Origin of the sequence: Salinibacter sp. 10B (assembly GCF_002954405.1) — a bacterium.
GTDB lineage: Bacteria > Bacteroidota > Rhodothermia > Rhodothermales > Salinibacteraceae > Salinibacter.
The window spans coordinates 1,641,735-1,663,798 of sequence record NZ_MQWC01000004.1 but is presented as its reverse complement, the minus strand read 5'-3'; the positions used below and the strand labels follow the sequence as shown (position 1 = coordinate 1,663,798).

Here is a 22,064-nt window from a genome sequence, read left to right as displayed (position 1 = left end):
GGGCGTGCAGGGGGCGGTGGCGACCGCCGCGGCGGCGGAAGGTGGCTCGCCGGAGGCGACCGAGCTCGTGGAGCACTGGATCGACTTTGCGTTTGAGGACGCGGCGGGAAATGCTATGGCCGGGGTGCCCTACGCGCTGGAGGATCCGGCGGGGGAGACCTCCGAGCACTGGCTGCAGGGGGACGGGCGGGTGCGGCGCTCGATGCTGCCGGAAGGAAGCGGCACGGCCACGGTCAAGAGCGTAAAGGGCGCGGAGTGGTCCAAGACGGAGGCCGCCGTGGGCGAGGAGGTGACCGTGACCGCGACGGCGAAGGGGATCGAGGACGGGACGCCCGCGACGGTGCAGATCAAAGAGATGCCGGTGGAGGGCGGCAGTTCGGCGGCGGTCGTGGGCGAGATTGAGACGGAGGTGAGCGGGGAGGAGGTGGAGGCGGCGTGGACGTACGAGCACGGTGAAGAAGATCAGTACGATCCCACGACCCCAGAGGAGGTACTGCCGACATCTGCGCGGGGTGGTGGGCAGCAACTCCCGGCCTATGTGGCAGGGGTGGACGTGGAGGGATATCCGCTTTCCTCCACGACGGGATTTCTGAAAATCAAAAGCACGCTCAAAATTGGACTGAATGATTCGGAAGGAAAAGGGGTTGCCCGGGCGCCGTACGTCGTTCGGTTTGCGAACGGAGAAGTGCGGACGGGGACGCTCGATAGGAGTGGTCGTGCGGAACTAGAAGACGTGCCGCCCTGCACCCACGAGGTCGAATGGCCCAAGTGTTCTGCCGTGCAGCGGAAGGGAACACCCACGGAGTAGTCTTCCCCTGATTCCCAAATGCGTATCGAATCCCTGATCTAGCGGTTTTGAAAACAGCTCATGTCTGATCCTTCGATTTTGGAGTCGGGTTCTGCTTGCATTGCGGCGTACCCGGACGATGTAGAGGCAAACATCTGCGTGACCGATATCCTGCGGGTCTACTGCGAGCACACGATTGACGAAGAGCGGCGGACGGCCAACGACCGGACGCTCTTCGAAGTGGTGCCTCCGTTGAAGAAGGGCGGAGGGCCGAAGAGAAGGAAGAAGGGGAGCGCGAAAGGTTCGGGCAAACGGAACCGCAAAGGAGGAGAGCAGCACCACGGTCTGTCCGCCGAAGAAGAGGTGACCCTCGTGTACAGCGGAGACAAGGAGCCAACACTGGTCAAGAGCCCGAACGGCCACGACGATGCGACGCTGGAGAAGAAGAGCCCGGAAGGAGGAGCGCCTCGATACACATTGAAGTGCCGGGCGCCCGCCCCGGAGCTGGCGTTGTTAAAGAAAACGTTCTGGCAGAAGCTAAGGGAGCCGAACGTATACGAAATTCAGGGGATTGCGGACAGTCCTTTCAAGGTGAAGGCCTACTGTCCGGACCGATATGCGCTGGAGACCGACTTCCCGGCCATGAGAAGCATTTCCGGTGGGGTCAAGATCCAGGAGCGGCAAGAAGACGTATCGGTCGAGAAGAAAACGGTGACGTCCACCGTCGAGAAGACCAGCTGGTCCCCGACGAGCCAACAGCTTAAGACGGTCGACGCGAAAGTGGAGTCGGGCTCGGACGGGGCCACCGCCCAGCACAACCAGGACGAGCAGACGGCCCCGACGGAGGTCGTGCGCATTCGCCGGAACGACCAGTACGTAGAGGCGAACGTCGCAAAGCTGGCGAGCAGTGGCCTGGAGCTGGCCGCGCAAGTTCAGAAGATGATCGAGCTGGTGCAGGACAACGTCCCGAAGTTTGGCTGGTACGTGGAGGCGTCGGTGCAGGTGATGCAGGGGACGCTGAGCCTGCAGTGGGGCTGGCGCGAGTACGCGAAGGCCGGCCGGAAGCACCGGGCGTTCTACTGGCTGGCGATCAACGCCGACGTTGCAATCTTGCAGGCGAGCCTGGAGCTGGGGGTGGCGGGTTCAAGCTGCAGGTGTTCGGGCGCATCCAGGGGGCCGTTCTGCTGAAGACAGCGCTGCAGCGGGTTTCGCCGGACGGGGACGCCGGGCTGAAGGCCGAATTGAAGGGGGAAATTGTAGGGGAGCTGGGGGCCCGGTTCGAGGCGCCCTACATGGTGAAGGCGGAAGGGAAGGTGAAGTCGAAGCTGATCGTGGAGGGAACGGCGAAGGCGCGCCAAGATGATGGGCTGCGCCTGGAGCTGGACACCTACTGGAACGGCATCAGCGCGGTGGTGACTTGGTCATACGGAGCGGAGACAGAGGGAATTGGTATCAAGAACGATGGCGGCACGAAACCAGTGGAGGTGATTGCGCCGCCGCCGGGGAAGCCGGGGTACCTGCTGGGCCAGTGGACCTGGCCGGAAGGCAGCCGCTACGAGCCGGAGCGCCTTTCGCGGCCGGAGGTGACGGCGGTGTTCAAGGACATCTTCAAGGCCGGGCACGTGGTGATTGGGGGGAAGTGGGACATCCGGGTCCGCGAGCACGGGCGCCGGGAGCGCAGGGATTACAGCCTTCTCAAGGGGCCGCACACGGAGCCGGACTACACCTGGTGGTCGATGGACGAGGTGGTGGGGCCCATTGTGGAGAAGATCGAGCAGCGGCCCCACCTCAAACGGTCGCGGAAGTCGGTGGAGGCGATGGCCATCGAGATCCGGGACCGGCTGCAGTCGATGATAGAGGCCCACGGCAAGGAGCACAGCGAGGAGATTCCAACCGGAAAGCGAAAGCTTCCGTTCGACTGGAAGACGGAGGGGACGACCCCACACCTCCGGGCCGCCGACTACGAGGCGTTCCTTGAGAGCGAGGAGTTTCAAAAGCTCCTGGACGGCTACGTCGATCCGATTCAGAAACAGATGAGTAAGATCAAATCCAAGGACGGGTGACCGTTCGGGCCAATATTCGCTACGTTCGTCCATTTCACATCTGCTATGTCTTTGACCTTGAATCACACTGTCTGGGCCACCGCCACTGTTTTACTTGGGACGTTCCTGCTGGCCTGTGAGCCCGATGCACACTCCTTTTCTCAAACCGCAACCGACAACTCAATGAGCGAACAAGAAGTGCCGTACTACTACCTGGAGCTAAGCGTGCTGGACGCCCGGACGGTGACGACCGTAAACGGGGTCGGGGTCGACGAGAGCGACGGGCGGACCAGCGCGAGCTTCAACTCGCCAATGAATGCTCTACTGATCGGAACAGAAAACACGGTCACCGTGACCGTAAGGCCGACGATGGTGGCGGCGGGGGACCCGCCGAAGAGCGGGAAGCTGGCGGACGCGGACTCGGTTCGTTCCTCGACGGTCGAGGAGGCGAAAGTCACCGCGAAGATTAAGAAGATCACTAGCGGGACAGTCACGCCGGAAAGCGGGACGACATTGGTGGAGAAGAGCCTGCAGGAAGTTGTTGAGAAACGAGAGGAAGCCTTGCGGAAGCAGTTCCTGGAGAAGCTGGAAGAGGCGCCGCCGGAGGAGAAAAAAGCGCTGGCGGACCAGGAGGAGGAGCTCACGAGCGTGGAATTTCCGATCGAGATGGAGCTGACCTTCGACAGCGAGGACGTGCCGAGCTTCCGGGATCGGTTCATGGAGGCGCCGGTGATCGAAGACACCAGCGCCCTGAAAGACTTTGCGATGTATGCACGTGACCTTCTCGATAAGAAAAAAATTAAGGAATTTTTTAGCCCTTTTTCGTCCAAATATGAAATATACAGAACTGCGTATCCTAGCAGAAGAAAAGAGGACCGGTTTGAGTGGTTTAGGAAAATGATGGAAGAGCACGTTTATCCTAAGGGAATATTAATTGATTTTGAGCGTGAAGACATAGAATTAAGGAGATGGGCTGGAGGACGTGTATGGGAGATTAATGTGGATCGGGGAGAAGGAGTGAGTGACGAGTTTATCTTGACGGGGCCAGGGGAGAAAGGCAGGGCGTTCATGGACATTTTCGTGGGCAAAGTGGACGGGGAGCTGAAGGTGGTCCGATGAGATTTGTGTCGTATCGACGTGTAGGCCGTTCGGTGGTTGGGCTAGCGGTTCTTCTGGCAGTGACTGCCGTTTGCGCAGGCTGCTGGAAGACCGGGTCCTACGGGACGGCCACTGCAAATCAGGAGACCGATCAGGAGGTGCCGTACTACTACCTGGAGCTGAGCGTGCTGGACGCCCGCACGGTGACGACCGTAAACGGGGTCGGGGTCGACGAGAACGACGGGCGGACCAGCGCGAGCTTCAACTCGCCAATGAATGCTCTACTGATCGGAACAGAAAACACGGTCACCGTGACCGTAAATCCGACGATGGTGGCGGTGGGCTGTCGGGCCCGGTCAACAATTCCGTGAAGTGCAATGGCTCACAGGTGTCTGCCAAGCCGGTCGAGCTCGCCAGGAGCATCCTTGAGCTGGGGTATCGGCTTCAGGCGATCATTAACACGCTAAAGGAGGCCCCCAAGCTGGGCTGGTACGCCGAGATGTCGGTACAGCTCGCTCAGGGGACGGTGGCCCTCACGTGGGGATGGCAGGAGTGGAAGGACGAGAAGGCCTATCTGCAGGCGGGGGTGGGGCTCAGTCTGAAGTTGTTTGACGTCAAGGCGGAAGTAGGAATTGGGTTGGAAATACCGGCCGTTGCGACGGCGCAGGCATTCGCCTTTATCCAGGGCACACTTGTTCTGAAGCTCGGTCCGGTGCAGCGGTCGGGGCCGGGGATGAAAGCGAAGGTGAGCGGCGGTGTGGGGAGTACGCTCAAGGGAGCGATTGGGGTGCGCGTTGAGGCGCCGCACGTAGGCAATGTGGTCGTGAACGGGGAGTCTGCCATCAAGCTGAAAAACACGGAGGCGGGCTTTGATACAGCGCCGGAGGGTGAGGGCGGGGGGTTCTACCTCGAGGGCACGATCCGCTGGACCGGCTTCAAAGCGAGAGCGAAGGGGTCTGTAGGGCCACGAGTGAGAGAAGGAGAGCGAGAGACCGCTGAGGAGGATGCAGTTGGAGGGGAATCCGGGAGTATGAGCGGGCAGAAGGAATGGACGATCGTGGAGGGGAAGGACCTCGCCACCTGGCAGTGGCCGCCGAGCCGAGAACACGTCTCGAATCAGTTGCATCCGGACGAGATCCGGTCGATTCTCACGAAGGTGTTTTATGGCGGGGATCCGGACCCGAGTGGGGTCGAGCGGGTGACCAGCGTGATTCAACAGAAGGCGTGGCCGTTCGACAACGTGGAGGTTCGAAAGCGGGGAGAGCGCCGGACCGAGATGCCTCCGGAAAAGGTGGCCGACTACACGGCCGAGGCCATATTGAAGCGTGCAGACGTCCGGCGAGACCGAGAGGCGGTCGAAGAGATGGCCAAGGACATCCGGAAGGGACTGGACGAGTATTCCGACACGCTGAGCCGCCGGGTGCTGAAAACTGACTTCATGGCGTTTCTCCACCACGGAGAGCTCGACGCCATCCTCGACAACTACACGTACTAAGTGACAGCTGGAAACAACGTCTCATGTCGATTGCACGAGCCGCAGGACACGGCAATGAGGGCTGGCCCGGAGTTGTGCTCGGCCTGCCGATCATGCTCGCTTTATTTAGCCAATTCATCCCACAGCTTGCTATGGAATCAGCAACCTCTGCCCAGCCTGCCGATGCGGACACAACCAAGGAGGAGTTGTACTATTACTTGGAGCTTTCGACGGGCGGAGCCTCCTTTTATGTCACAATCAACGACAGACACTTCATGCAGGCAACCTCCGCCGGTGGGCAAGCGAAGGCGAGTCCAGTAAATGTTGATCTCATCGGTGAAAACAACGAGCTGCACATTATTGCAGGCCCTACGATGAAATCGGATTCGAGCGGGCTGACGACCCCGGAGGATGCCCGCCTGACCGGCGCGGTCACGCTGTATCGAAAAGGAGACCTCACCGGGACACAAGCTGGGAAGGAGATCACGACGTTCAACCTTCAGGACACGATTGAGGCGCGGCGAGACGAAAAGCGGCAGGCGTTTCTGGAGCGGCTGGAGTCGGCGCCGCCGGAGAAGAAGCGGGAATTGGCCGACCGGGAAGGGGAGCTCACCCGCGTGAGCTTTCCGATTGAGATGACTGTGCGGTTCGACAGCCCAAAGACGCCGAGCTTCGCGGAGCACCTGATCGAGGCGCCGGTGATCGAAGACACCGCGGCGCTGAAGGACTACGCCGTCAAGCTCCGCGACCTGATGCGGCGTCAGGACAGCCGCGGGATCTACGAGGAGCTGAAGGTGAAGTACCAAGACTACAACAAAGCGTACTATGAGTCGAAAGGGTACGAGTCCTGGAAAGAAACCTTGGAAAATTACTACGAGAGTGGACTACGGACCGATTTTGAGCGGGAGGACATTGGGCTACGGCCGCTGTTAGCCGGCCGATTGTGGGAGGTGTACGTCGAGAACGGAGAGCCGGACCAGCCCTGGAATCCGACCGGCCGAAAGTTTTTCAAGACGCGCGGAGAGGATGGAACGATCTGGTCGATGCGAGTGATTGTCGGTCGGGTCGACGGGGAGCTCTGCATTGTTCGTTGAGGGGGCCGTTCAAACCCGTGGCGGCACAAAGACAATGTCAACTGTGATTGGAATGAGAAGTAGTCCGTGGACACTGTTCGGTTTTGTCGGCGTCCTTTTGATCTTGGGGCTCGGCCTCGTTGATCCACAGGCTGCTATGGGACCAAACACATCTGTCCCGGCCGCTGGTGCGGACACCACCGAGGAGAAAATTTACTACTACGTGGAGCTCTCAACCGGCGGGGCCTCTTTCTTCGTGACGATCAACGACACGCCTTTCATGCAGGCGACTTCCGCCGGAGGAGAGGCGATGTCGAGTCCGGCCAATGCTAGGCACTGTCTGATAAAAAGGCTGTATGAACGGCTTGCACAGTCCACTGGACTAACTAAGCCGCTCTGGTATGCCTCGACGCCGCTATGAGCTCACCGACGAGCAGTATGAACGCATCGAACACCTCCTGCCGGAGGTTGAAGGCCGAGGCTGTCCGTACAACGACCACCGGCAGGTTATCAACGGCATCTTCTGGATCCTACGCTCTGGAGCTCCCTGGCGAGACGTACCCGAGCGCTATGGTAACTGGAAGACTGTTTACGATCGGTTCCGACGCTGGGCCGAAGACGGCACGCTCGAATCGATCATTCGTCACCTTCAGGGCGAGCTCGACGCAGAGGGTCGTATCGACTGGTCTCAGTTCAACGTGGACAGCACGATTGTTCAGGCCGCTCGGGCCGCTGCGGGCGGACCGAACGACGATAAAAAGGGGCTCGAATCGGGCGAGACGAGGGTCTAGGCCCGGCGCTCGGCTACGGCCGAGGCGGGTTCTCCACCAAGATCCATCTACTTACCGACCGGCAAGGCCTCCCGCTGGGAGCAATCCTGTCAGCCGGTCAGCGCCACGAGTCAGCCTTCTTCACCGACCTGATGAACGAAGTATCGGTCCCTCGGCCCCGCGACCTCGGAAGCGCCCCGAGGCAGTCGCTGGAGATCGGGCCTACGATGCTGACTGGATCGATGCTGACTGGATCCGGCAGTGGTGCGCTGATAAGGGTATCGAATCAGCAATCCCGGCACGTGAAAATATGCGAGACGGCCCTGGACGCCCACCGACCTGCGACGAACAGAAGTATCGCGACCGAAATACGGTCGAGCGCTGTGTCGGCCACTTGAAAGAGCGCCGCCGCCTGGTAGTCCGGTATGAGAAGAAAGCGAGTCACTACAAAGCCATGGTGCTCTGGGCGTTCGTCGAGGAATACCTGAACCGATAATTATCAGACTCAGCCTAGCGGGACAGTCACGCCGGAAAGCGGGACGACATTGGTGGAGAAGAGCCTGGAGGAGGACGTCGAGAAACGAGAGGAAGCCCTGCGGAAGCAGTTCTTGGAGAAGCTGGAGGAGGCGCCGCCGGAGGAGAAAAAGGCGCTGGCGGATCAGGAGGAACTCACCAGCGTGGAACCGTCGATTGAGATGGAGTTGGCCTTCGACAGTGAGGACGTGCCGAGCGTCCTCGCGCGGTCCGTCTACCAGTCCCGGAGCATTTCCAGCTCCTCAGCCAACGCCGCAACTTGATCGGGGGCGTACGAACCCCGGTTTGTGATAATGCCCCCTGTCACGAGGTCCGGCGGGGTCTCGTCGAAGCGAGGAGCCGCGACGCGAACATCTGTGCCTTTCTCGTAGACGGAGCGAGGATCGGCGCTCTCGGAGATCGTTGCTTCTTCGACAGAAATCTTGTCGATGGCACACGCGACGTAGAAGGGGATATCTTCCCGAGCGGCGGCAAGGGCAGCGCCCCGCGTTCCCACCTTATTGACGACGGTGCCAGAGGGATGGATGGTATCGGCGCCCACGAGTACCGCATCGATCTCTCCCGATGCGAGTGTCGTTGCGACGGCGGCATCCGGAATGAGTGTCACGTCCATCTCCGCTCGGACTAGCGTCTCGGCCACGCCGACCCCTTCGCGTCCCGGGTGGGACTCAGTCACAATGATGGAAGGAGCCGGATTGGCCGTGCGGAGGGCCTCCAGCACCGTTCCCGAGCGGGAAAGTGTGAGCACACGTTGGTCCGCGAATTGATCGGCGGCACGGCGAGCGGTCTTGGCGTCGGCGTCAATTGCCTGGCCAATGGCCGCGTGCGCCTTTTGTTCTACCTGACCCGGCGTGCCCTCCGGTTGACTCTCGTGCATCACCCGATGGATACGGTTCGTGAGGGCCGCCATGGACGGACGGGACTTGAGCAGGCGCTGGGCCGTCTCGGCCAATCGGGCCCATGCGTCGTCGATGTCGGGAGGGTCGGTCGTGGCCAGAAGAGCGGCCCGGTCGCGCAGAACTTCCAGCGCTCGAAGGGAGAGATAGGCCGATCCATGCTCCGTGTCGTCGGTCAATTCTACGATCGAGGGGGAGACGCTCCGATATGAGCGCCAGAGGTCCGGAACCGTGTCGCGTCGGAGGAGGGTCGTGGGCGAGACCCATTCTGCATTTTGCGTTTCCCAGTTCAGAGACACCTCTTGAGTCGAAGAGTCGAACAAGAACGGGTGCACGATCCACTCTGTCCCTCGATCCTCATCGTGCACCGAAAAGGAGGGGCCTTCCTGAACGAGCGACACGTCGTCTTCAGTCAGTCCCACTTCTTCCTCAATCTCGGAACGGGCGGCGTCCAGCGGGTCGTCAGATTCTAGGTGTCCTGCGACCGTTCCCCATTTTCCGGGATAGGAGCCGACATCGTTGCTTCGACGCAGAAGCAACACCTCGCCACGATGGCGAAGGAAAACAGTGACAACAGCCGTGTCGGTCATAGGAAAAGAGAGCGTCGGTCGGGAAGGAGAAGACAGAAGATGTCGTGTGGAGGCATCGACCCCGAAAGAAACGGAACCGATCCATGCACTAGGACTTCACATACCGAGCGTTTCGGAGACAACATCAGCGAGTTTGGAACGGGAAGCGCGGCACGATTTTTCCTACCAAAATCCGACACGCAGGTGAAGAGCGATGCCGCTTGGTTCTCGGAGCGACCCTGCCCGATGTTCTGAATGCTGCTGTTCGGTTTTTCCTAATCGACACTGCCTTGCCCATGAAATCGTCCGCTCCTTGGTCTTCCGCAAGTCGACTTTGCATTCTTGCCTTCGTTTTCCTCCTGGTGGGGAGTACAGCAACTGTAGCCCAGCCCACCGTATCCGTTCGGGGGAACGTCGGGGCATCTTTTTTTCGGGCTCCGGAACTTCAAAGTGAACTTCTCAACTCCGGAACGAGTCTTGGGCTTGAAGCTGGCATTCGGGTGTATCGGGGCCTCGCAGTTACGGTCGGGGTTGGGTATGATGGGTTTACGCTAAACAAGGAAAACGCCCGTCTTTTCAACACCGGAGGCGGCGATCTGACGTTCCGAAGCGGAATGCTGGGGCTCCGGTATACCTACCGCAGTAGTAGCGACGCTCATCCCTACCTCACAGTTGGGGTCGGGCGGTATCAGCTGCGGAGCACCAATCGGCGGATGGTGGCGGACGGAGAACTAGTCGCCACGGGCGAGGAGACGAAGGAAGTGAGAACGGCAAGTCATCTTGCGCTCGGATCGCTGTTCCGGCTCGATGACACCTACGCCCTATTCTTTGAGCCCCGGTTCGTTTTTTATGATCTGAGCGGGGGGCTTGGAAACACGGTTCGCTACTTCACGCTCCGTCTTGGGGTCGACGTACAGATCTAAGAGACTGTTTTGATTTTTGGGCAGGTTGAGAATCGACGAGATATTTCGCAGGGATTGGAGGGTCGTCCGTTGCTCAGAAGGCGCTCCCCGTTGGGTCGTGACGATCTGCAGTCGTTGCGCTCTGCCTGAACTGCCATCGTGTGAAATTAAAGCAGTCTCGAAGGGACAAGGAGCAAGGGTAGAGTCGCGTCTCTACGCTGCGGCCGTCGCGTTTACGGCTTCCACGCGCTTGACGTTCGGGACAGAGCGCTTCAGGGCCTGTTCGATGCCGGCCCGGAGGGTCATGGTGCTCATTGGGCACGAGCCACAGGCCCCCAGCAGCTCCAACTCCACCACGTTGTCGGACGTAACGTTCAGCAACCGGACCGATCCGCCGTCCGCCATCAAGTACGGACGGATGGTGTCGAGTGCTTCCTCAATCTGATCGCGCATTTCGGGATCGACGTTCGGTTCCGAGGAGTCGGCGTTGTCGGGGGAAGGCACGTCGTCGGACATGGGGCGTCGAGACCGTTGAGGGAATAGCGGAAAAACCAGCGTTGTATAATAACGGACGCGTCCGGCAGAAGATCAGTTTCCTCACTCGTAGAGGATTTCCACCTTTTGCGTCGGGTCGGACTCGGCGTTCCGGATGGCGACCTGCTCCACGAGTTCGTCGGCGATGGCGTCGAAGGCTTGGGCCGAGTAGCTTTCTGGATGGGCCCGCACGATGGGCGTGCCCTCGTCTCCCGTTTCTCGTACCTTCTGTTCGATGGGGACTTGGCCGAGGAACGGAACGTCGAGCTCTCGGGAAAGCTCCTTGGCTCCTTCTCGCCCGAAGAGATAATACTTGCGGTCGGGCTGGTCGGGCGGAGTGAAGTAGGCCATGTTTTCCACCATGCCGACGACCGGCACGTTTACATTGTCGAACATCGCTTTTCCCTTGCGGGCATCAGCCAGCGCCATGTCTTGCGGAGTGGAGACGATGACGGCCCCGGTAAGGGGAATCGTCTGGACGACGGTGAGTTGGACGTCTCCGGTGCCGGGGGGAAGGTCGAGAATCATGTACTCGATGTCGCCCCAGTGCACGTCGCCGAGGAATTGTCGTACGGCCTTCGTGACCATCGGGCCGCGCCACACGACCGCTTTGTCGGGATCGACCATGAAGCCCATGGACAGAAGCTTGATGCCGTGCTTTTCCAGGGGCTCGATCTTCCGCTCGTCATTCACACGGGGCTTTTCGCCTTCCATGCCCATCATCTTCGGGACCGAGGGGCCGTAGATGTCTGTATCGACGAGGGCGACACTGTAGCCCTGATCCGAGAGCGCCATGGCCAGGTTGACGGCCACAGTGCTCTTGCCCACTCCCCCCTTCCCACTCGCCACGGCAATCGTGTTCTGGACGCCGTCCTCGCCGCTCGTCTGTTGCTTCTCTCCGCTCTGATCGCCGACCGTGAGGTCGTCGCCGAGAGGGATCATCTCGTTGTCGAGCTCCACGTCTACGTCGAGGTCGCGGCTCACCTCTTCGTGTAGCACGCGTTCACAGGCTTCCTCCACCTGCTGGGCGAAGGAGGAACGAGGTTCTTTGATTACGATCGTGAAGGACACACGATTCCCGTCAATCGACAGGTCCTTCACCATGTCGAGTCGAATGATGTCCTTCTCGCGGTCCGGATGCACGATCTTACGAAGGGCATCCACCACGTCTTCGCGGGCAAGGGCCATCAGCAAAGGAGGGGCTCGGAGGAAGAGGACGAATGGACGAATATGCCACCGTAGGACCGGGGGGATGTTCCGGATTTCAGCGGTCAATCGTCGGCGTCCGTCGAAATTTTGATCGGACTTAGGTGGGGGCAATGGAGCACGAGAGTGTCCGGAAACCCGTGGCTTGAGTCCGTCATTCGAGAGGGGCGTTTTTGCTATGATAGACACAGGTCTACGATAGAAATGCCGGACGAGCTTCCCTGGGACTATCATTGTGCACTGGGCTACGACGGGCAGGACAGGTCACTCGCCGAGGCGCGCGAGATCGTGTCGAGGGTGGGGGTTCATGCCCACAACGACCTCGGGGATACGCCCTTGTCCGTTGCGGCGTCGCTGGGGGTTCTCGAGATGATTGACTGGCTGCTGGGGGCCGGGGCGGACGTCAACTACGTGCCCGAGACGGGAGGGGGCCATACGGCCCTCCACAGGGCAGCAGAGAGGAATCGGGCCGAGGCGGCGTCGCGGCTGCTGGAGGCGGGGGCACGCGTGCAGGTTGTGAACGAGAGCGGTCTGACCCCGCTTGCAGTGGCATTTACGAACACGTTCGAGGATCCACGGCCGGTCGCACAGGTCTTGCTCGATCACGGAGCTCCGATGACGGAGACGGCCCGCGAGAACGGACTCCGGTGGGATGCGAAGGCATTCTGCCAGTGGACGGAGGAGCCGGTCCCGTCCGCCGTACAGGCCCAGGAGGCAGAGACCGAGTCGGCAACGACTGGGCGCGCGGCCGGGTATGCACGGGTCGATCTGGAGGCGGACGTGTATGAGTGGCTCTGGACCCACCTAGTGCCCGATAGTGGACGGGCCGATACAGTCCAGGGGGAGTTGCGACGGGCCGTGGGGAATCTTCGAGATGAGGCGCACCGCAACGGCAATGCCAATTGGAGCGAGATCCACGAGAAGCAGCGGGCTTTTCTGGAACGCCATCTCTGTACGGCCGATTGCTTGTCGCGACAGCAGAGAAGGGAGGCCCGTGCAGCCGTGCAGCGTCTGGCCGACCATGAGGCGCCCTATCTGAAGGACGATCTCTTCGACGCCTTGACGGATTGTGTGGTTACGTACTGCCGGGCCCATCCGGAACTGATCCCGAGGGAGGGGACGGCGTAACGAAATGCCGGTGAGCTCTTTCGGGACCGTTGACAAAGCAAGAAGGCCCCGATGGCATTCGGGAATGGCCTCGATTGGGGCGGGACAATTGTTTTCGCACAACTGGGATCAGAGGGCGAGTTATTCCCGAACGGTCAGCCGGGACAGACGGCAGTTTTCCTTCAGGCGGCAGCCCATGCGGCTGACGATCAGAAGCGTTTCGAGTGGGTTCCGTCCGTCGTCGAGAACGAACGTGCCGTGATGGGCGCCTGCGTGCAGCGTCCGCTCCAGAGGAGAGATCCGTGCCTTTTGCTCGTCGTGCAACGTCAGGGATTCGTTGTACCGAACGATGTACGCCCCCTCTTCGAGCGTCCACCAGGCATAGTCGTCTTCGGGAGCGTCGAGTACTGGGGTTAGGGGTTCACGAGGAGCCGCATCAAACTCATCGCCGCCAAAGTCGAGCTGTCCGGGGCCCGTGGTGCGGTAGATCGAGTCGACCGTGAGGTCGATACCATTGGGGGCTCGTTGGGTCGCAAGGTGAACGAGTCCGTTGAGCTGCTGCGCGAGGGTGTCGGCGGATAGCATACGTGGGGGGCGAAGACGTGAGTGAAGGGAAGAGAGAGGGGAGGGGGGGCTCTGGACAACGAGGCCCGAGGTGTTCGCCGATGTCTGTGACGCCTGGTTCCGGTGTTCTCCGTGTGTTGAGGACTGGGCCTAAGGCACAGGGGGCAAGAAGGCGAGGCGCCATGGACAGAAGTCCAATGGAGAAAATGGGTACGGGAAACACATGTTCACACGCGGATCCAACGACAAGAGCCCGTTTGGGAATTCCCCTTCTTTCGGCGTCGGGCCGACGGTTTGAAAACAGCGTGCGATCGGACCGAATACGGCCGGGGCCTTGCAACAGGCACACTTTGCCTTGGTGTGGCGCCTGTCCTCTTGTAGAATTGTGAGGGTGTCCGCCGGCCGGAGAGGGCTAGGCGGAAAACCGGGCTCCTGATTTTCGTCTGGCGGATTCCGAGGCCCTTTGTTCTAAGAGGGAAACCAGTGGGAGGGACTCCGTCTCTCAACAACTCTCGGAGGAGTCCGCTTTGCGTTCGACACAATGATCGAAAACCGATCTTATACCTGAGCCAAAGGTAGGTTAGGCGAAGGACCAAAGAGAGGGTTGACCGATCCGGACGCGGTGCTTATACTACGAACCCTAACGAGCCCGTTCGGGATCGTCTTCACGTCTCTAAACGTACGGCTCCTCTGAACGACTCGCAGTAAAAGTGCCGCTCGGTATCGCGTTCGTTCAGGGCTTTTTTCCGTCTCTTTCACCAATCCGGTTTCGTGCCCATGCAGTCCGCACCCACCCTGCCCGCTGCCTCCACGCAGTCTTCTTTGTTTGACGAGAGTCGGAAGCGCTTCCAAGATGGTGTTCTGCCGCATATTCCCGTTCTGACCCTCGATCGAGACGGAAACATTCAATCTCTCACGCGGGCGGCCCGAGCGGCGCTCGAATACGCGCCCGACGACCGGATTGATGAGTGCTTCTTCTCTCACGTTCACAAGCGCAACATGCGGCGCGTCATGCGCGATCTTGCCCACATCGTGTGTCGGGGCAAGCAGCGAGCACAGTGGCTCCTCCGTCTACGCACGGGAAACAACCGATGGCGATGGTACCGGGCCTCCGCTCGGAATCATCTCGGACAGCAGGAAAATCACATCCTCGTTCGTCTTCGCGCCGTGTAGCAACTGGAGCCCGACGAGACGAGAGAAGGGGAAAGGAGGTCAACGGGTGGGAAATGGAAGGATTGGGGCCAAACGCTGACAATACAATGCGCTGAAAGAGCCCAGGGGGAGAAGGGAGGAGAGACGATCATAGGAGGTCTCTGTGCTCCCCCTACTTCTCAATTCCTCCAATTTGGTTCGTGTCTCGACCAGAGGGGGAAACGTGTTTTTCGTCCGGTCTGGGCTTTTATCATCATGGTTTCCCACGTGTCAGCCGAAGCGTCCACTCACGAACGCATTTTCCTTCTTTCCTCGACCGATGATCGGGCCGCATCCCTTGCGGCTGTCCTAGAGGCAGCTGAGGTGCCCGTAGAGACGTTCACGAGGCTGTCGCCGCTCACCGACGAGTTGCAGGACGGGGCCGGCGCCATCATTGCCGATGAGGACGCCATCACGGAAGAAGCAGTTCGACTCTTGTCAACGGCCATGGCCCAGCGCGAGCCGTGGTCGAACCTCCCCATCGTCATCCTCACCAGTGGGGAGCCGGCGGCCATTGAGCGTCTCAACCGGCTCGATCTCTTCGGGCCCGCGACATCCAGCAACATCACCATTCTCGAGCGCCCGGTCCACGAGGTGACGTTCACCACAGTGGTCCGGTCGGCCCTCAGGGCCCGTCGACGACAGTACGAGGTGCGCGATCTAATGCAGAATCTGAAAACGACAAATGAGCACCTGCGCGAGAGTCAGGAAGCCCTCCAGACCGCAAACGAGACGCTGGAAGAGCGAGTGGCCGCTCGTACCGAGCAGGTGCGGGAACTCGCTCTTGCCCTTACGACGGCCGAGCAGCGTGAGCGCACCCGCATCTCCCAGGTTCTCCACGATCATCTTCAGCAGTTGATTCATGGGGCACGGATCTGGGCCGATTCGTTGGCCGAGGATATGGAGGAAACACCTCCCACGGCTGTAAAACGCATTTTGGACCTACTGGACGATGCGACCGAAACCACCCGATCGCTTACGGTTGAGTTGAGTCCGCCGGTTCTGCAAGAGGAAGGCCTGTCGGCAGCCCTCGACTGGCTTTCCACCCATGTGGAGAAGACGCACAATTTTCGGCTGGAGATGGACGTGTCGGAAGACGTGAGGGTGACCGAAGAGGATCTCCGCCCTCTGCTTTTTCGCTCTGCCCGGGAGCTGGTGTTCAACGTCGTCAAGCACGCGGAGGTGGATCGAGCGTTTCTCCGAGCCCAACAGGAGGACCAGCTCACGATTGAGGTTCAGGATGAGGGGGTTGGGTTTGATCCATCCTGCTTGACGGAGAACGAGGATCCCGAGGCTCATTACGGACTGTTCAGTGTCCGGGAGCGCTTGGATCTCGTGGGGGGACAGCTGACAATTGACTCTGCCCCCGGCAAGGGGACATGTGCTACAATTGTGGTGCCTCTTTCGTCGGGGGAAGGAGAATGAGCCGGGCAGCAAGACTGCGGTTCGGCACGAAGGCCCCGATGCTGTTTACTTCTGTCTTGGCGGGGCATAGACATCGAGTTCGTCGTTCAGGGCGCACTCTGAAAGTACTTCCTCACTTCGTTCAGGGCGCAGTCCAAGACTACTTCCTCACTTCGTTCAGGGCGCTTACGGAGGCCTCGGTGTGGATGGCACGAATGGCGTCGGCGAATCGAGGGGCGGCGTCGCACACGTTCAGCTTTTGTGCGGCCGCTGTGCCTTTCAGTCGAAATGGCGCCACGGTGTTGGTTACGAACAGGCTGTCGAGGGGCGCTGAGGCCAGACGGGCGGGAGCTTCGCCGGAAAAGAGCCCGTGGGTGGCAGACGCGACGACCGCACGCGCGCCTCCGTCGGCGCAGGCGGCAGCGGCCTGCGTAATGGTGCCGGCCGTGCTGATGAGGTCGTCGACGATGACGGCCACCCGCCCATTTACCGGGCCAACGAGCCGCCCGCCGGTCACTTTCTCGGCTTCATCGATTCGCATCTTCTCGACGAAGGCGGTGGGCACTTCCCGTCCAAGCATGGCTCCGAGGCCCCGGGCAAACTTGCCGGCGCGTTTAACGCCTCCCTCGTCCGGGGACACGACGACCACGTCCTGGTCCTCGAGTTGATGGGCAATTTCTTGTACGAAAAGAGGGCGCGCCTCTAGATGCTCCGCCACGGTGTGGAAGGAGTTCTGGAAGACGGCGAGGTTGTGCACGTCCATTGCCAGTACCCGATCCACGCCCACAGCGTTGAAGAGGCTGCCGAGGTAACGGGTGGTGACAGAGCCGCGGGGTTTGCTTTTCCGGTCCTTGCGCTGGTAACAGAGGAATGGCACCACGGCCGTGACCCGCTCCGCTGCGGCGTCGCGGAGGGAGCCGAGAAAGAAGAGCAGGCGGCACAGCTTGTCGTTGACGCTGAGGCCAGGCTCCGCGTAGAGCGACTGGACGACGAAGACGTCTCGCCCGCGGACGTTCACCTCCGACCGAATTTCGTGTTCGCCGTCAGAGAACGTCTTTTCGTAATGAGCGTCGAGTTCGGTGCCAAGGGCAGATGCAACAGCCCGTCCGAATTCGGCACTTTCGGAGGGAGCAAAAAGGCGAAGGTCGTCGGACATAGAATACAATCGTGTGCGCACGAGCGAGCAGGCAGAAGGAAGGCTAAGGCGAACGCTACACCGTGTTCGATTCGCCCAGATAGACGAGCAGCACAATCAAAAGGGCGGGCAGCAGAAGGGCGCCCACCGTCATCCATTCGAGACCGGTACCAAGAGGAGCATCGGCAGCAAACGCAGCACTGCGCTGAAGGAGAGGGAAACGGAGCAGGAGGGGAAGACCGATCATATCGGAGGGACGAATTTCGGGAGCGACGCTACACTCTAGTCTAAGTGACGGCCCACAGAGGATAAAGAGCAGAATTGGTGAGAACCGATCCTCATCCGGAGGTTGCTTTCTTTCGGATGGAGGCAATTCGCTCCAAGAGGGGCGGGTGCGAGTAGTCGAGCATGACGGTGAGCGGATGGGGCGTGAGGTTGGAGAGGTTGGTTTGGGCAAGACGTTTGAGGCCGCTGATGAGCGTTTCGCCCCGGTCGGTGGTGGTGACCGCAAAGCGATCGGCCTGGAACTCGTGGTGGCGCGACCAGGCGTTCAGCGGGAGGGAGAGCAGCAGATCGACGGGGGAGTACAGCAGACCAAAGAAGAGGAGACCAGTGTACACGGCCGGCTGGTCGACGTAGAAGGCCTGGAAAAGCCCCTCGACCTGTAGAAAGACGGACAACAGGAGGAAGAGGACCCCGGTCTGAATCACGCTGATAGCGATCCGCTGCGGAATATGATGCAGCTTGTAGTGCCCCATCTCGTGCGCAACGACCGTGAGTAGCTCGTCCACTTCCAACTGTTCGACGAGCGTGTCGAAGAGCACGATGCGCCGGTTCGATCCGAAGCCGGTGAAGAAGGCATTGGCCTTGTTCGAGCGCCGCGAGCCGTCCATGACATAGACCTCGTTCACGGGGAAGTCAACCGAATCGGCGTAGGAGAAGATAGAGTTGCGGAGCTCTCCCTCCTCTAGAGGCTCAAAGTCGTTGAAGAGGGGCATCAGGTACCGAGGCGCCAGGAACTGGAGGAGCAGCATCACAGCTGTCACCACGATCCAGGCATAGACCCAACCATATGGGCCGGTAGACTGGAAGAACCACAGGATGGCGGCCAGCAGCGGGCCTCCGATCGCTACCCCGAGGGCGAGGCTTTTGAGGAGGTCCACCACGAAGGTTTTTGGCGTTGTTTCGTTAAAGCCAAAGCGTTCCTCGATCACGAACGTCGAGTAGATCGAGAACGGAAGAGAGAGGGCGCTCCGACCGAAAATCAGAAGACCAATGTACAAAAGGCCTGTCACGATGGGCCCGAAGTTCCATCCTCGAACGAGGGTGTCGAGCCACTCGAAGCCGCCCGCAAACCAAAAGCCAAGAAGGACGACGAGCCCGAATGTTGAAGAGAGAAGTCCGAAGCGAGTCCGGGTCCGGGTATACGTTTGGGCACGCTCGTACTCCTCCTCGTCGAAGGTGTCGGTGAACTCCTTCGGCAACTCCGGCTTCAGGTGACGGAGATTGAGAAGGTCCGAGACAATATTCAGGGCGTATTCGGCCAGCAGGGCCACGAGGATGATGACAGCGTAGACGTTCACGGAAACAGCAGTGAGGATTGTTGGAAGCGAAGGTGAGGTGCAGTAGGAGCGAGCCCTCGACCGTTCAAGAGGGGCACGAGGCGTATGTGCGTGTACGGGCCTTTTGCCATCTGGATGCTCTATTTTTGCCGTTGAGTTCAATCCCCCGCCCACGCTCATACCGGCCAAACATCCATGCCCTCAATCCACATACTCACTTTTGAAGAATCCAGGCCCGGTCGATGGCCCCATTCGTTACCTGGTAGAGAAAGACCTGAGACAAGGGGCGGTCCCGATCCGGGAGGCCGTAAATGGACTCGTGTGCCATCACGGTATTGCCAACCGTCGTATGGTAGTGAAATTGAGAGTGGAGTGTTGTGGCGTTTTCAAGAAGCGGACGATACTGGGCCGCAATGGTGTCGAGTCCCGTCGTCACCAGGGTGTTCGGATGTTCGTAGACCTTCAAGTTTGGGGCGAAGGCATCAAGGAAGGCCGTGGCGTCGTGCGTGTTGTAGGCGTTGTGGGCCTGGAGGACGACCTCCTCGGGCGTGCGGGGCACGAGCGAGTCCGGAGCAAAGATGCGTCCCCTCTTTACCACCCGATGGATGGACCGGGTATGGGTGATGTCGTTCAGAGGGTTTTTGTTGAGGACCACAAGGTCGGCCTGCCGTCCGGCCTCCAGCTGTCCTAGATCGTCGGAGCGATCCATGAGGCGGGCCCCACCGGCGGTGGCCGTCGTCAGGATTTCGCGCGGGGTGAGGCCGGCCGCCTGCATCAGGGCAAACTCCCGGAAGAGGGCCGGGCCGTGCGGGGTGCCGATGTTTCCGGCGTCGGTTCCTGCGGCAATGGCGACCCCCGCGTCATGCAGGCGCTTCAGGTTTCGTAGGGCCGTGGTATCCGCCGGGAGGGACGGAGCGGAGGCAATGCGTTGGCGAAGGCCGCGAGGGACGAGCGAGTCGGGCAACGTGCGCAACTCGGTCAGCGAGCGGATCACGTCCTTCTGCCCGATGCGATGCTCTGGAAGGGTCAAGTCCAATTGCTGGGCAAACGTTTCCCGATAGCGCTCCTGTACCATGAGGGTTGGGATGTAGAGGACGTCGTTTTCTTGGAGCAGTTGGACAAAAGTGTCGTCCACCGGCTTGTTGAACACGCTATGGACCAGGATGTCGGCTCCAGCTTCGATGGCGGCGCGCGCAGTTTCGAGTTCGGTTGCGTGCACCGCTACCCGTTTGTTTGCGGCATGTGCTTCATCGACCGTCGCCTCTACGACAGGACGATAGTCTGCGGGGGATCCACCCGTCGTGATGTACCAGATTTTGATGAGGTCAACGCCGGCTTCTACTTGCTCCTGGACCTCGGCTCGGGCCGCCTGAGGCGAGGTGATCTTCAGGATTGGAGGATCTCCTGTGTCTAGGCGGGGGCGTGAGACGCTGGAGATGAGCGGGCCCGCCGTTACGACTGAGGGGGCCATGGCCGTTGTGTCGGCCCGGGCGCGGACCTGGAGGTTCCACATTGGACCGCCGACGTCCACGACCCCGGTAACGCCGCTCCGCAGATAGCGACGGAACGTATCCGGCAGGCGCTGCTTGATCCGGCGCAACTCGGTGGAGTACGGGCGCTTGCTCCGCAGGTCAAGAATGTCGGGACGGGTGTAAAGGCCGCCGCTCTGAAAGAAGTGCACGTGCCCATCAATGAGGCCCGGGATCACATATTTGTCGGGAAGGGCGCGGACGGTCGCCTCCGACGGAACGTTTATCTCATCTGAGGGACCAAGGGCGGTGATGGTGGGGCCGTTCATCACAATCGTTGCGTCCTCGATCACCGTCGAGTCGGCGGGGTTGAGGACCGTAGGGCCCACCAGTGCGGTCGTGGCGCTGGGGGCTGTGGACTGTCCCCGGACAGAGGGAGCGAGCAGGAGGAGAAGAAATCCAAGGCATGCAATACGGCGAAGCATAGGAACAGGAGGGGGACGGCAAAAAGTAGATCCGAGGCGACGATAGGGGCATGCACAGAATGTCTCGTTCAGAAGGACCCCTTCTGGAGGCCGTACAGGTGCTCTTTGGAACGAGATCCGTAGAGGACCAGTCCGGCGGCCTGTCGGATACCTTCGAACAGCGGAGCGTAAGGAAAAGCGTCGCGTATGATCGGGGCGCGCATTCCCCCTTGCGGGGATCCTCTCTGAATAACTGTGACTGAGTGTATGTCTTCGGTTGTATCTCCGGAGCAAAAAACGAATCGTCGCTGCGCGCAGGGAGGAGGGATGCGATTGCTCAACGGGGGATGGGGAGCAGTTCTTATGTTGTGTATTCTAATGGGTGTGGGTCCTGGGGCATTTGCACAGGATCCCAAGTCGACCAAGACGGGCGCGGTACGCCACACGGTTTCCAGGGGCACTCTGGTAATTGTGGGCGGTGGCTCGACCAAAGCCATCCAACGCCATTTCGTCGAGTTGGCCGGCGGGGATGATGCAGATGTTGTGTGTGTGCCTACCGCCCACCCACACGGCAAATGGAGCGGCTGGTGTCGTCGCCTTTTCCGACGAGCGCGTGTCCCAACGGCCAATCGCACGTATCTCCACACCCGTGATCGAGAGACGGCCGACACGGAGGCATTCGTCGCTCCCCTGCGCGACGCCGATGCAGTGTGGTTTACAGGGGGACGACAGTGGCGACTCGTGGAGGCCTACGCTGGAACGCAGACAGAAGCGGCATTCCGGGACGTATTGGAGCGAGGCGGCGTCATTGGGGGCAGTTCCGCTGGGGCAAGCATTCAAGGCTCATTCCTCATTCGTGGCGACCCGAAGACGAAGACGATCGTCGTAGGGAAGTATACAGATGGCTTCGGGTATTTGCCGAACGCCGCCATTGATCAGCACGTGTTTGCACGCGGTCGAGAATACGACCTCATTTCCGTAGTCGAAGCGCGACCGCATCTTCTGGGGCTCGGCATTGATGAGGGGACGGCTGCAATCGTGCATGGAGATACCCTGCGCGTGATGGGGAAAAGCAAAATTGCTGTCTACGACGCGCAGCGTTGGACGGAAGAAGCGCCGAGGGACGAGAAGTTTTTCCTTCTTTACCCGGGGGACCGGATGGACCTGCAAACACGAGAGGTGATGTCTCGCTCCCCGAAGAATCCGTAGAAAACCTGGTCGTGAGAAATTTGTGTTAAGGGAGGGCTTGTTTTTCAAATCAATACATTGTTTTTGCAGAAGGA

At 60.2% G+C, this 22,064-nt stretch carries 23 protein-coding genes and 1 pseudogene; 16 read left to right on the top strand and 8 right to left on the bottom strand.

The genetic code is table 11. From position 1 onward, the window contains the following. The 11 genes and pseudogenes from BSZ35_RS19485 to BSZ35_RS07000 all read left to right on the top strand — a co-directional run. Positions 1-808: pseudogene (locus tag BSZ35_RS19485) on the top strand (hypothetical protein); the annotation flags it as partial. Between the two features lie 60 nt (positions 809-868). Continuing rightward, positions 869-1,975 (top strand): hypothetical protein, encoded by a 1,107-nt coding sequence (locus BSZ35_RS07045; protein ID WP_105011776.1) that lies wholly within the window; start codon positions 869-871, stop codon positions 1,973-1,975. Next, positions 1,942-2,850: a hypothetical protein gene (locus BSZ35_RS07040; RefSeq protein ID WP_105011775.1), complete on the top strand. Its 909-nt coding sequence runs from the start codon at positions 1,942-1,944 to the stop codon at positions 2,848-2,850. The genes BSZ35_RS07045 and BSZ35_RS07040 overlap by 34 nt, the downstream gene beginning before the upstream one ends. 45 nt (positions 2,851-2,895) lie before the next feature. After that, positions 2,896-3,948, top strand: a complete 1,053-nt coding sequence (locus BSZ35_RS07035; protein WP_105011774.1) for a hypothetical protein — start codon at positions 2,896-2,898, stop codon at positions 3,946-3,948. Beyond that, the gene (locus BSZ35_RS07030; RefSeq protein WP_219846599.1) at positions 3,945-4,298 is read left to right on the top strand and encodes a hypothetical protein; all 354 of its coding nucleotides are present in this window, start codon (positions 3,945-3,947) and stop codon (positions 4,296-4,298) included. The genes BSZ35_RS07035 and BSZ35_RS07030 overlap by 4 nt, the downstream gene beginning before the upstream one ends. 17 nt (positions 4,299-4,315) lie before the next feature. Beyond that, complete coding sequence (locus BSZ35_RS07025; protein WP_146110022.1) at positions 4,316-5,422, top strand: hypothetical protein; 1,107 nt, start codon at positions 4,316-4,318, stop codon at positions 5,420-5,422. A gap of 131 nt (positions 5,423-5,553) precedes the next feature. After that, positions 5,554-6,495 (top strand): hypothetical protein, encoded by a 942-nt coding sequence (locus tag BSZ35_RS07020; RefSeq protein ID WP_146110021.1) that lies wholly within the window; start codon positions 5,554-5,556, stop codon positions 6,493-6,495. A gap of 34 nt (positions 6,496-6,529) precedes the next feature. Next, positions 6,530-6,895 carry a hypothetical protein gene (locus BSZ35_RS07015; protein ID WP_105011770.1) on the top strand — a complete coding sequence of 122 codons (366 nt, stop codon included), beginning with the start codon at positions 6,530-6,532 and terminating at the stop codon, positions 6,893-6,895. Continuing rightward, entirely contained in the window at positions 6,876-7,265 is a 390-nt protein-coding gene (locus BSZ35_RS07010) for an IS5 family transposase (protein WP_105011769.1), read from the top strand. The genes BSZ35_RS07015 and BSZ35_RS07010 overlap by 20 nt, the downstream gene beginning before the upstream one ends. Next, the gene (locus BSZ35_RS07005; RefSeq protein ID WP_146110020.1) at positions 7,186-7,740 is read left to right on the top strand and encodes a transposase; all 555 of its coding nucleotides are present in this window, start codon (positions 7,186-7,188) and stop codon (positions 7,738-7,740) included. The genes BSZ35_RS07010 and BSZ35_RS07005 overlap by 80 nt, the downstream gene beginning before the upstream one ends. Positions 7,741-7,792: 52 nt before the next feature. Then, the gene (locus BSZ35_RS07000; RefSeq protein ID WP_146110019.1) at positions 7,793-8,041 is read left to right on the top strand and encodes a hypothetical protein; all 249 of its coding nucleotides are present in this window, start codon (positions 7,793-7,795) and stop codon (positions 8,039-8,041) included. Here the strand turns inward: BSZ35_RS07000 and BSZ35_RS06995 are convergent. Further along, positions 7,993-9,264, bottom strand: a complete 1,272-nt coding sequence (locus BSZ35_RS06995) for an NUDIX domain-containing protein (protein WP_105011767.1) — start codon at positions 9,262-9,264, stop codon at positions 7,993-7,995. The two genes, BSZ35_RS07000 and BSZ35_RS06995, sit on opposite strands and share 49 nt — an antisense overlap. Before the next feature lie 275 nt (positions 9,265-9,539). On the opposite strand from BSZ35_RS06995, the gene BSZ35_RS06990 reads away from it, so the two are divergent. Beyond that, entirely contained in the window at positions 9,540-10,166 is a 627-nt protein-coding gene (locus BSZ35_RS06990) for an outer membrane beta-barrel protein (RefSeq protein WP_105011766.1), read from the top strand. A 192-nt stretch (positions 10,167-10,358) separates the two neighbouring features. Here the strand turns inward: BSZ35_RS06990 and BSZ35_RS06985 are convergent, their stop codons facing one another. Together BSZ35_RS06985 and BSZ35_RS06980 are read right to left on the bottom strand one after the other, a co-directional pair. Beyond that, the gene (locus BSZ35_RS06985) at positions 10,359-10,661 is read right to left on the bottom strand and encodes a NifU family protein (protein ID WP_105011765.1); all 303 of its coding nucleotides are present in this window, start codon (positions 10,659-10,661) and stop codon (positions 10,359-10,361) included. 81 nt (positions 10,662-10,742) lie between these two features. After that, entirely contained in the window at positions 10,743-11,867 is a 1,125-nt protein-coding gene (locus tag BSZ35_RS06980) for an Mrp/NBP35 family ATP-binding protein (RefSeq protein WP_105011764.1), read from the bottom strand. Positions 11,868-12,089: 222 nt separating this feature from the next. On the opposite strand from BSZ35_RS06980, the gene BSZ35_RS06975 reads away from it, so the two are divergent. Continuing rightward, complete coding sequence (locus BSZ35_RS06975; protein WP_105011763.1) at positions 12,090-13,013, top strand: ankyrin repeat domain-containing protein; 924 nt, start codon at positions 12,090-12,092, stop codon at positions 13,011-13,013. Between the two features lie 120 nt (positions 13,014-13,133). Here BSZ35_RS06975 and BSZ35_RS06970 read toward each other — a convergent pair whose 3' ends face one another. Beyond that, positions 13,134-13,577, bottom strand: a complete 444-nt coding sequence (locus BSZ35_RS06970) for a deoxycytidine triphosphate deaminase (RefSeq protein ID WP_105011762.1) — start codon at positions 13,575-13,577, stop codon at positions 13,134-13,136. A 756-nt stretch (positions 13,578-14,333) separates the two neighbouring features. Between BSZ35_RS06970 and BSZ35_RS06965 the strand changes: the two genes are divergently transcribed. Both BSZ35_RS06965 and BSZ35_RS06960 read left to right on the top strand, forming a co-directional pair. Then, entirely contained in the window at positions 14,334-14,729 is a 396-nt protein-coding gene (locus BSZ35_RS06965; RefSeq protein ID WP_105011761.1) for a PAS domain-containing protein, read from the top strand. A gap of 234 nt (positions 14,730-14,963) precedes the next feature. Further along, on the top strand, positions 14,964-16,172 hold the full coding sequence (locus BSZ35_RS06960) for an ATP-binding protein (RefSeq protein ID WP_105011760.1): 1,209 nt from the start codon (positions 14,964-14,966) through the stop codon (positions 16,170-16,172). A 139-nt stretch (positions 16,173-16,311) separates the two neighbouring features. Here the strand turns inward: BSZ35_RS06960 and BSZ35_RS06955 are convergent, their stop codons facing one another. The 4 genes from BSZ35_RS06955 to BSZ35_RS06945 all read right to left on the bottom strand — a co-directional run bounded on the left by BSZ35_RS06955 (position 16,312) and on the right by BSZ35_RS06945 (position 20,802). Continuing rightward, positions 16,312-17,307 (bottom strand): ribose-phosphate pyrophosphokinase, encoded by a 996-nt coding sequence (locus BSZ35_RS06955; RefSeq protein ID WP_105011759.1) that lies wholly within the window; start codon positions 17,305-17,307, stop codon positions 16,312-16,314. A 55-nt stretch (positions 17,308-17,362) separates the two neighbouring features. Beyond that, positions 17,363-17,533: a hypothetical protein gene (locus BSZ35_RS19480; RefSeq protein ID WP_181149219.1), complete on the bottom strand. Its 171-nt coding sequence runs from the start codon at positions 17,531-17,533 to the stop codon at positions 17,363-17,365. A gap of 91 nt (positions 17,534-17,624) precedes the next feature. Continuing rightward, positions 17,625-18,869 (bottom strand): M48 family metallopeptidase, encoded by a 1,245-nt coding sequence (locus BSZ35_RS06950; protein WP_105011758.1) that lies wholly within the window; start codon positions 18,867-18,869, stop codon positions 17,625-17,627. Positions 18,870-19,062: 193 nt separating this feature from the next. Continuing rightward, entirely contained in the window at positions 19,063-20,802 is a 1,740-nt protein-coding gene (locus tag BSZ35_RS06945) for an amidohydrolase family protein (RefSeq protein ID WP_105011757.1), read from the bottom strand. A gap of 246 nt (positions 20,803-21,048) precedes the next feature. On the opposite strand from BSZ35_RS06945, the gene BSZ35_RS06940 reads away from it, so the two are divergent. Beyond that, positions 21,049-21,990, top strand: a complete 942-nt coding sequence (locus BSZ35_RS06940; RefSeq protein ID WP_105011756.1) for a cyanophycinase — start codon at positions 21,049-21,051, stop codon at positions 21,988-21,990. The last annotated feature ends 74 nt before the right edge of the window (positions 21,991-22,064 follow it).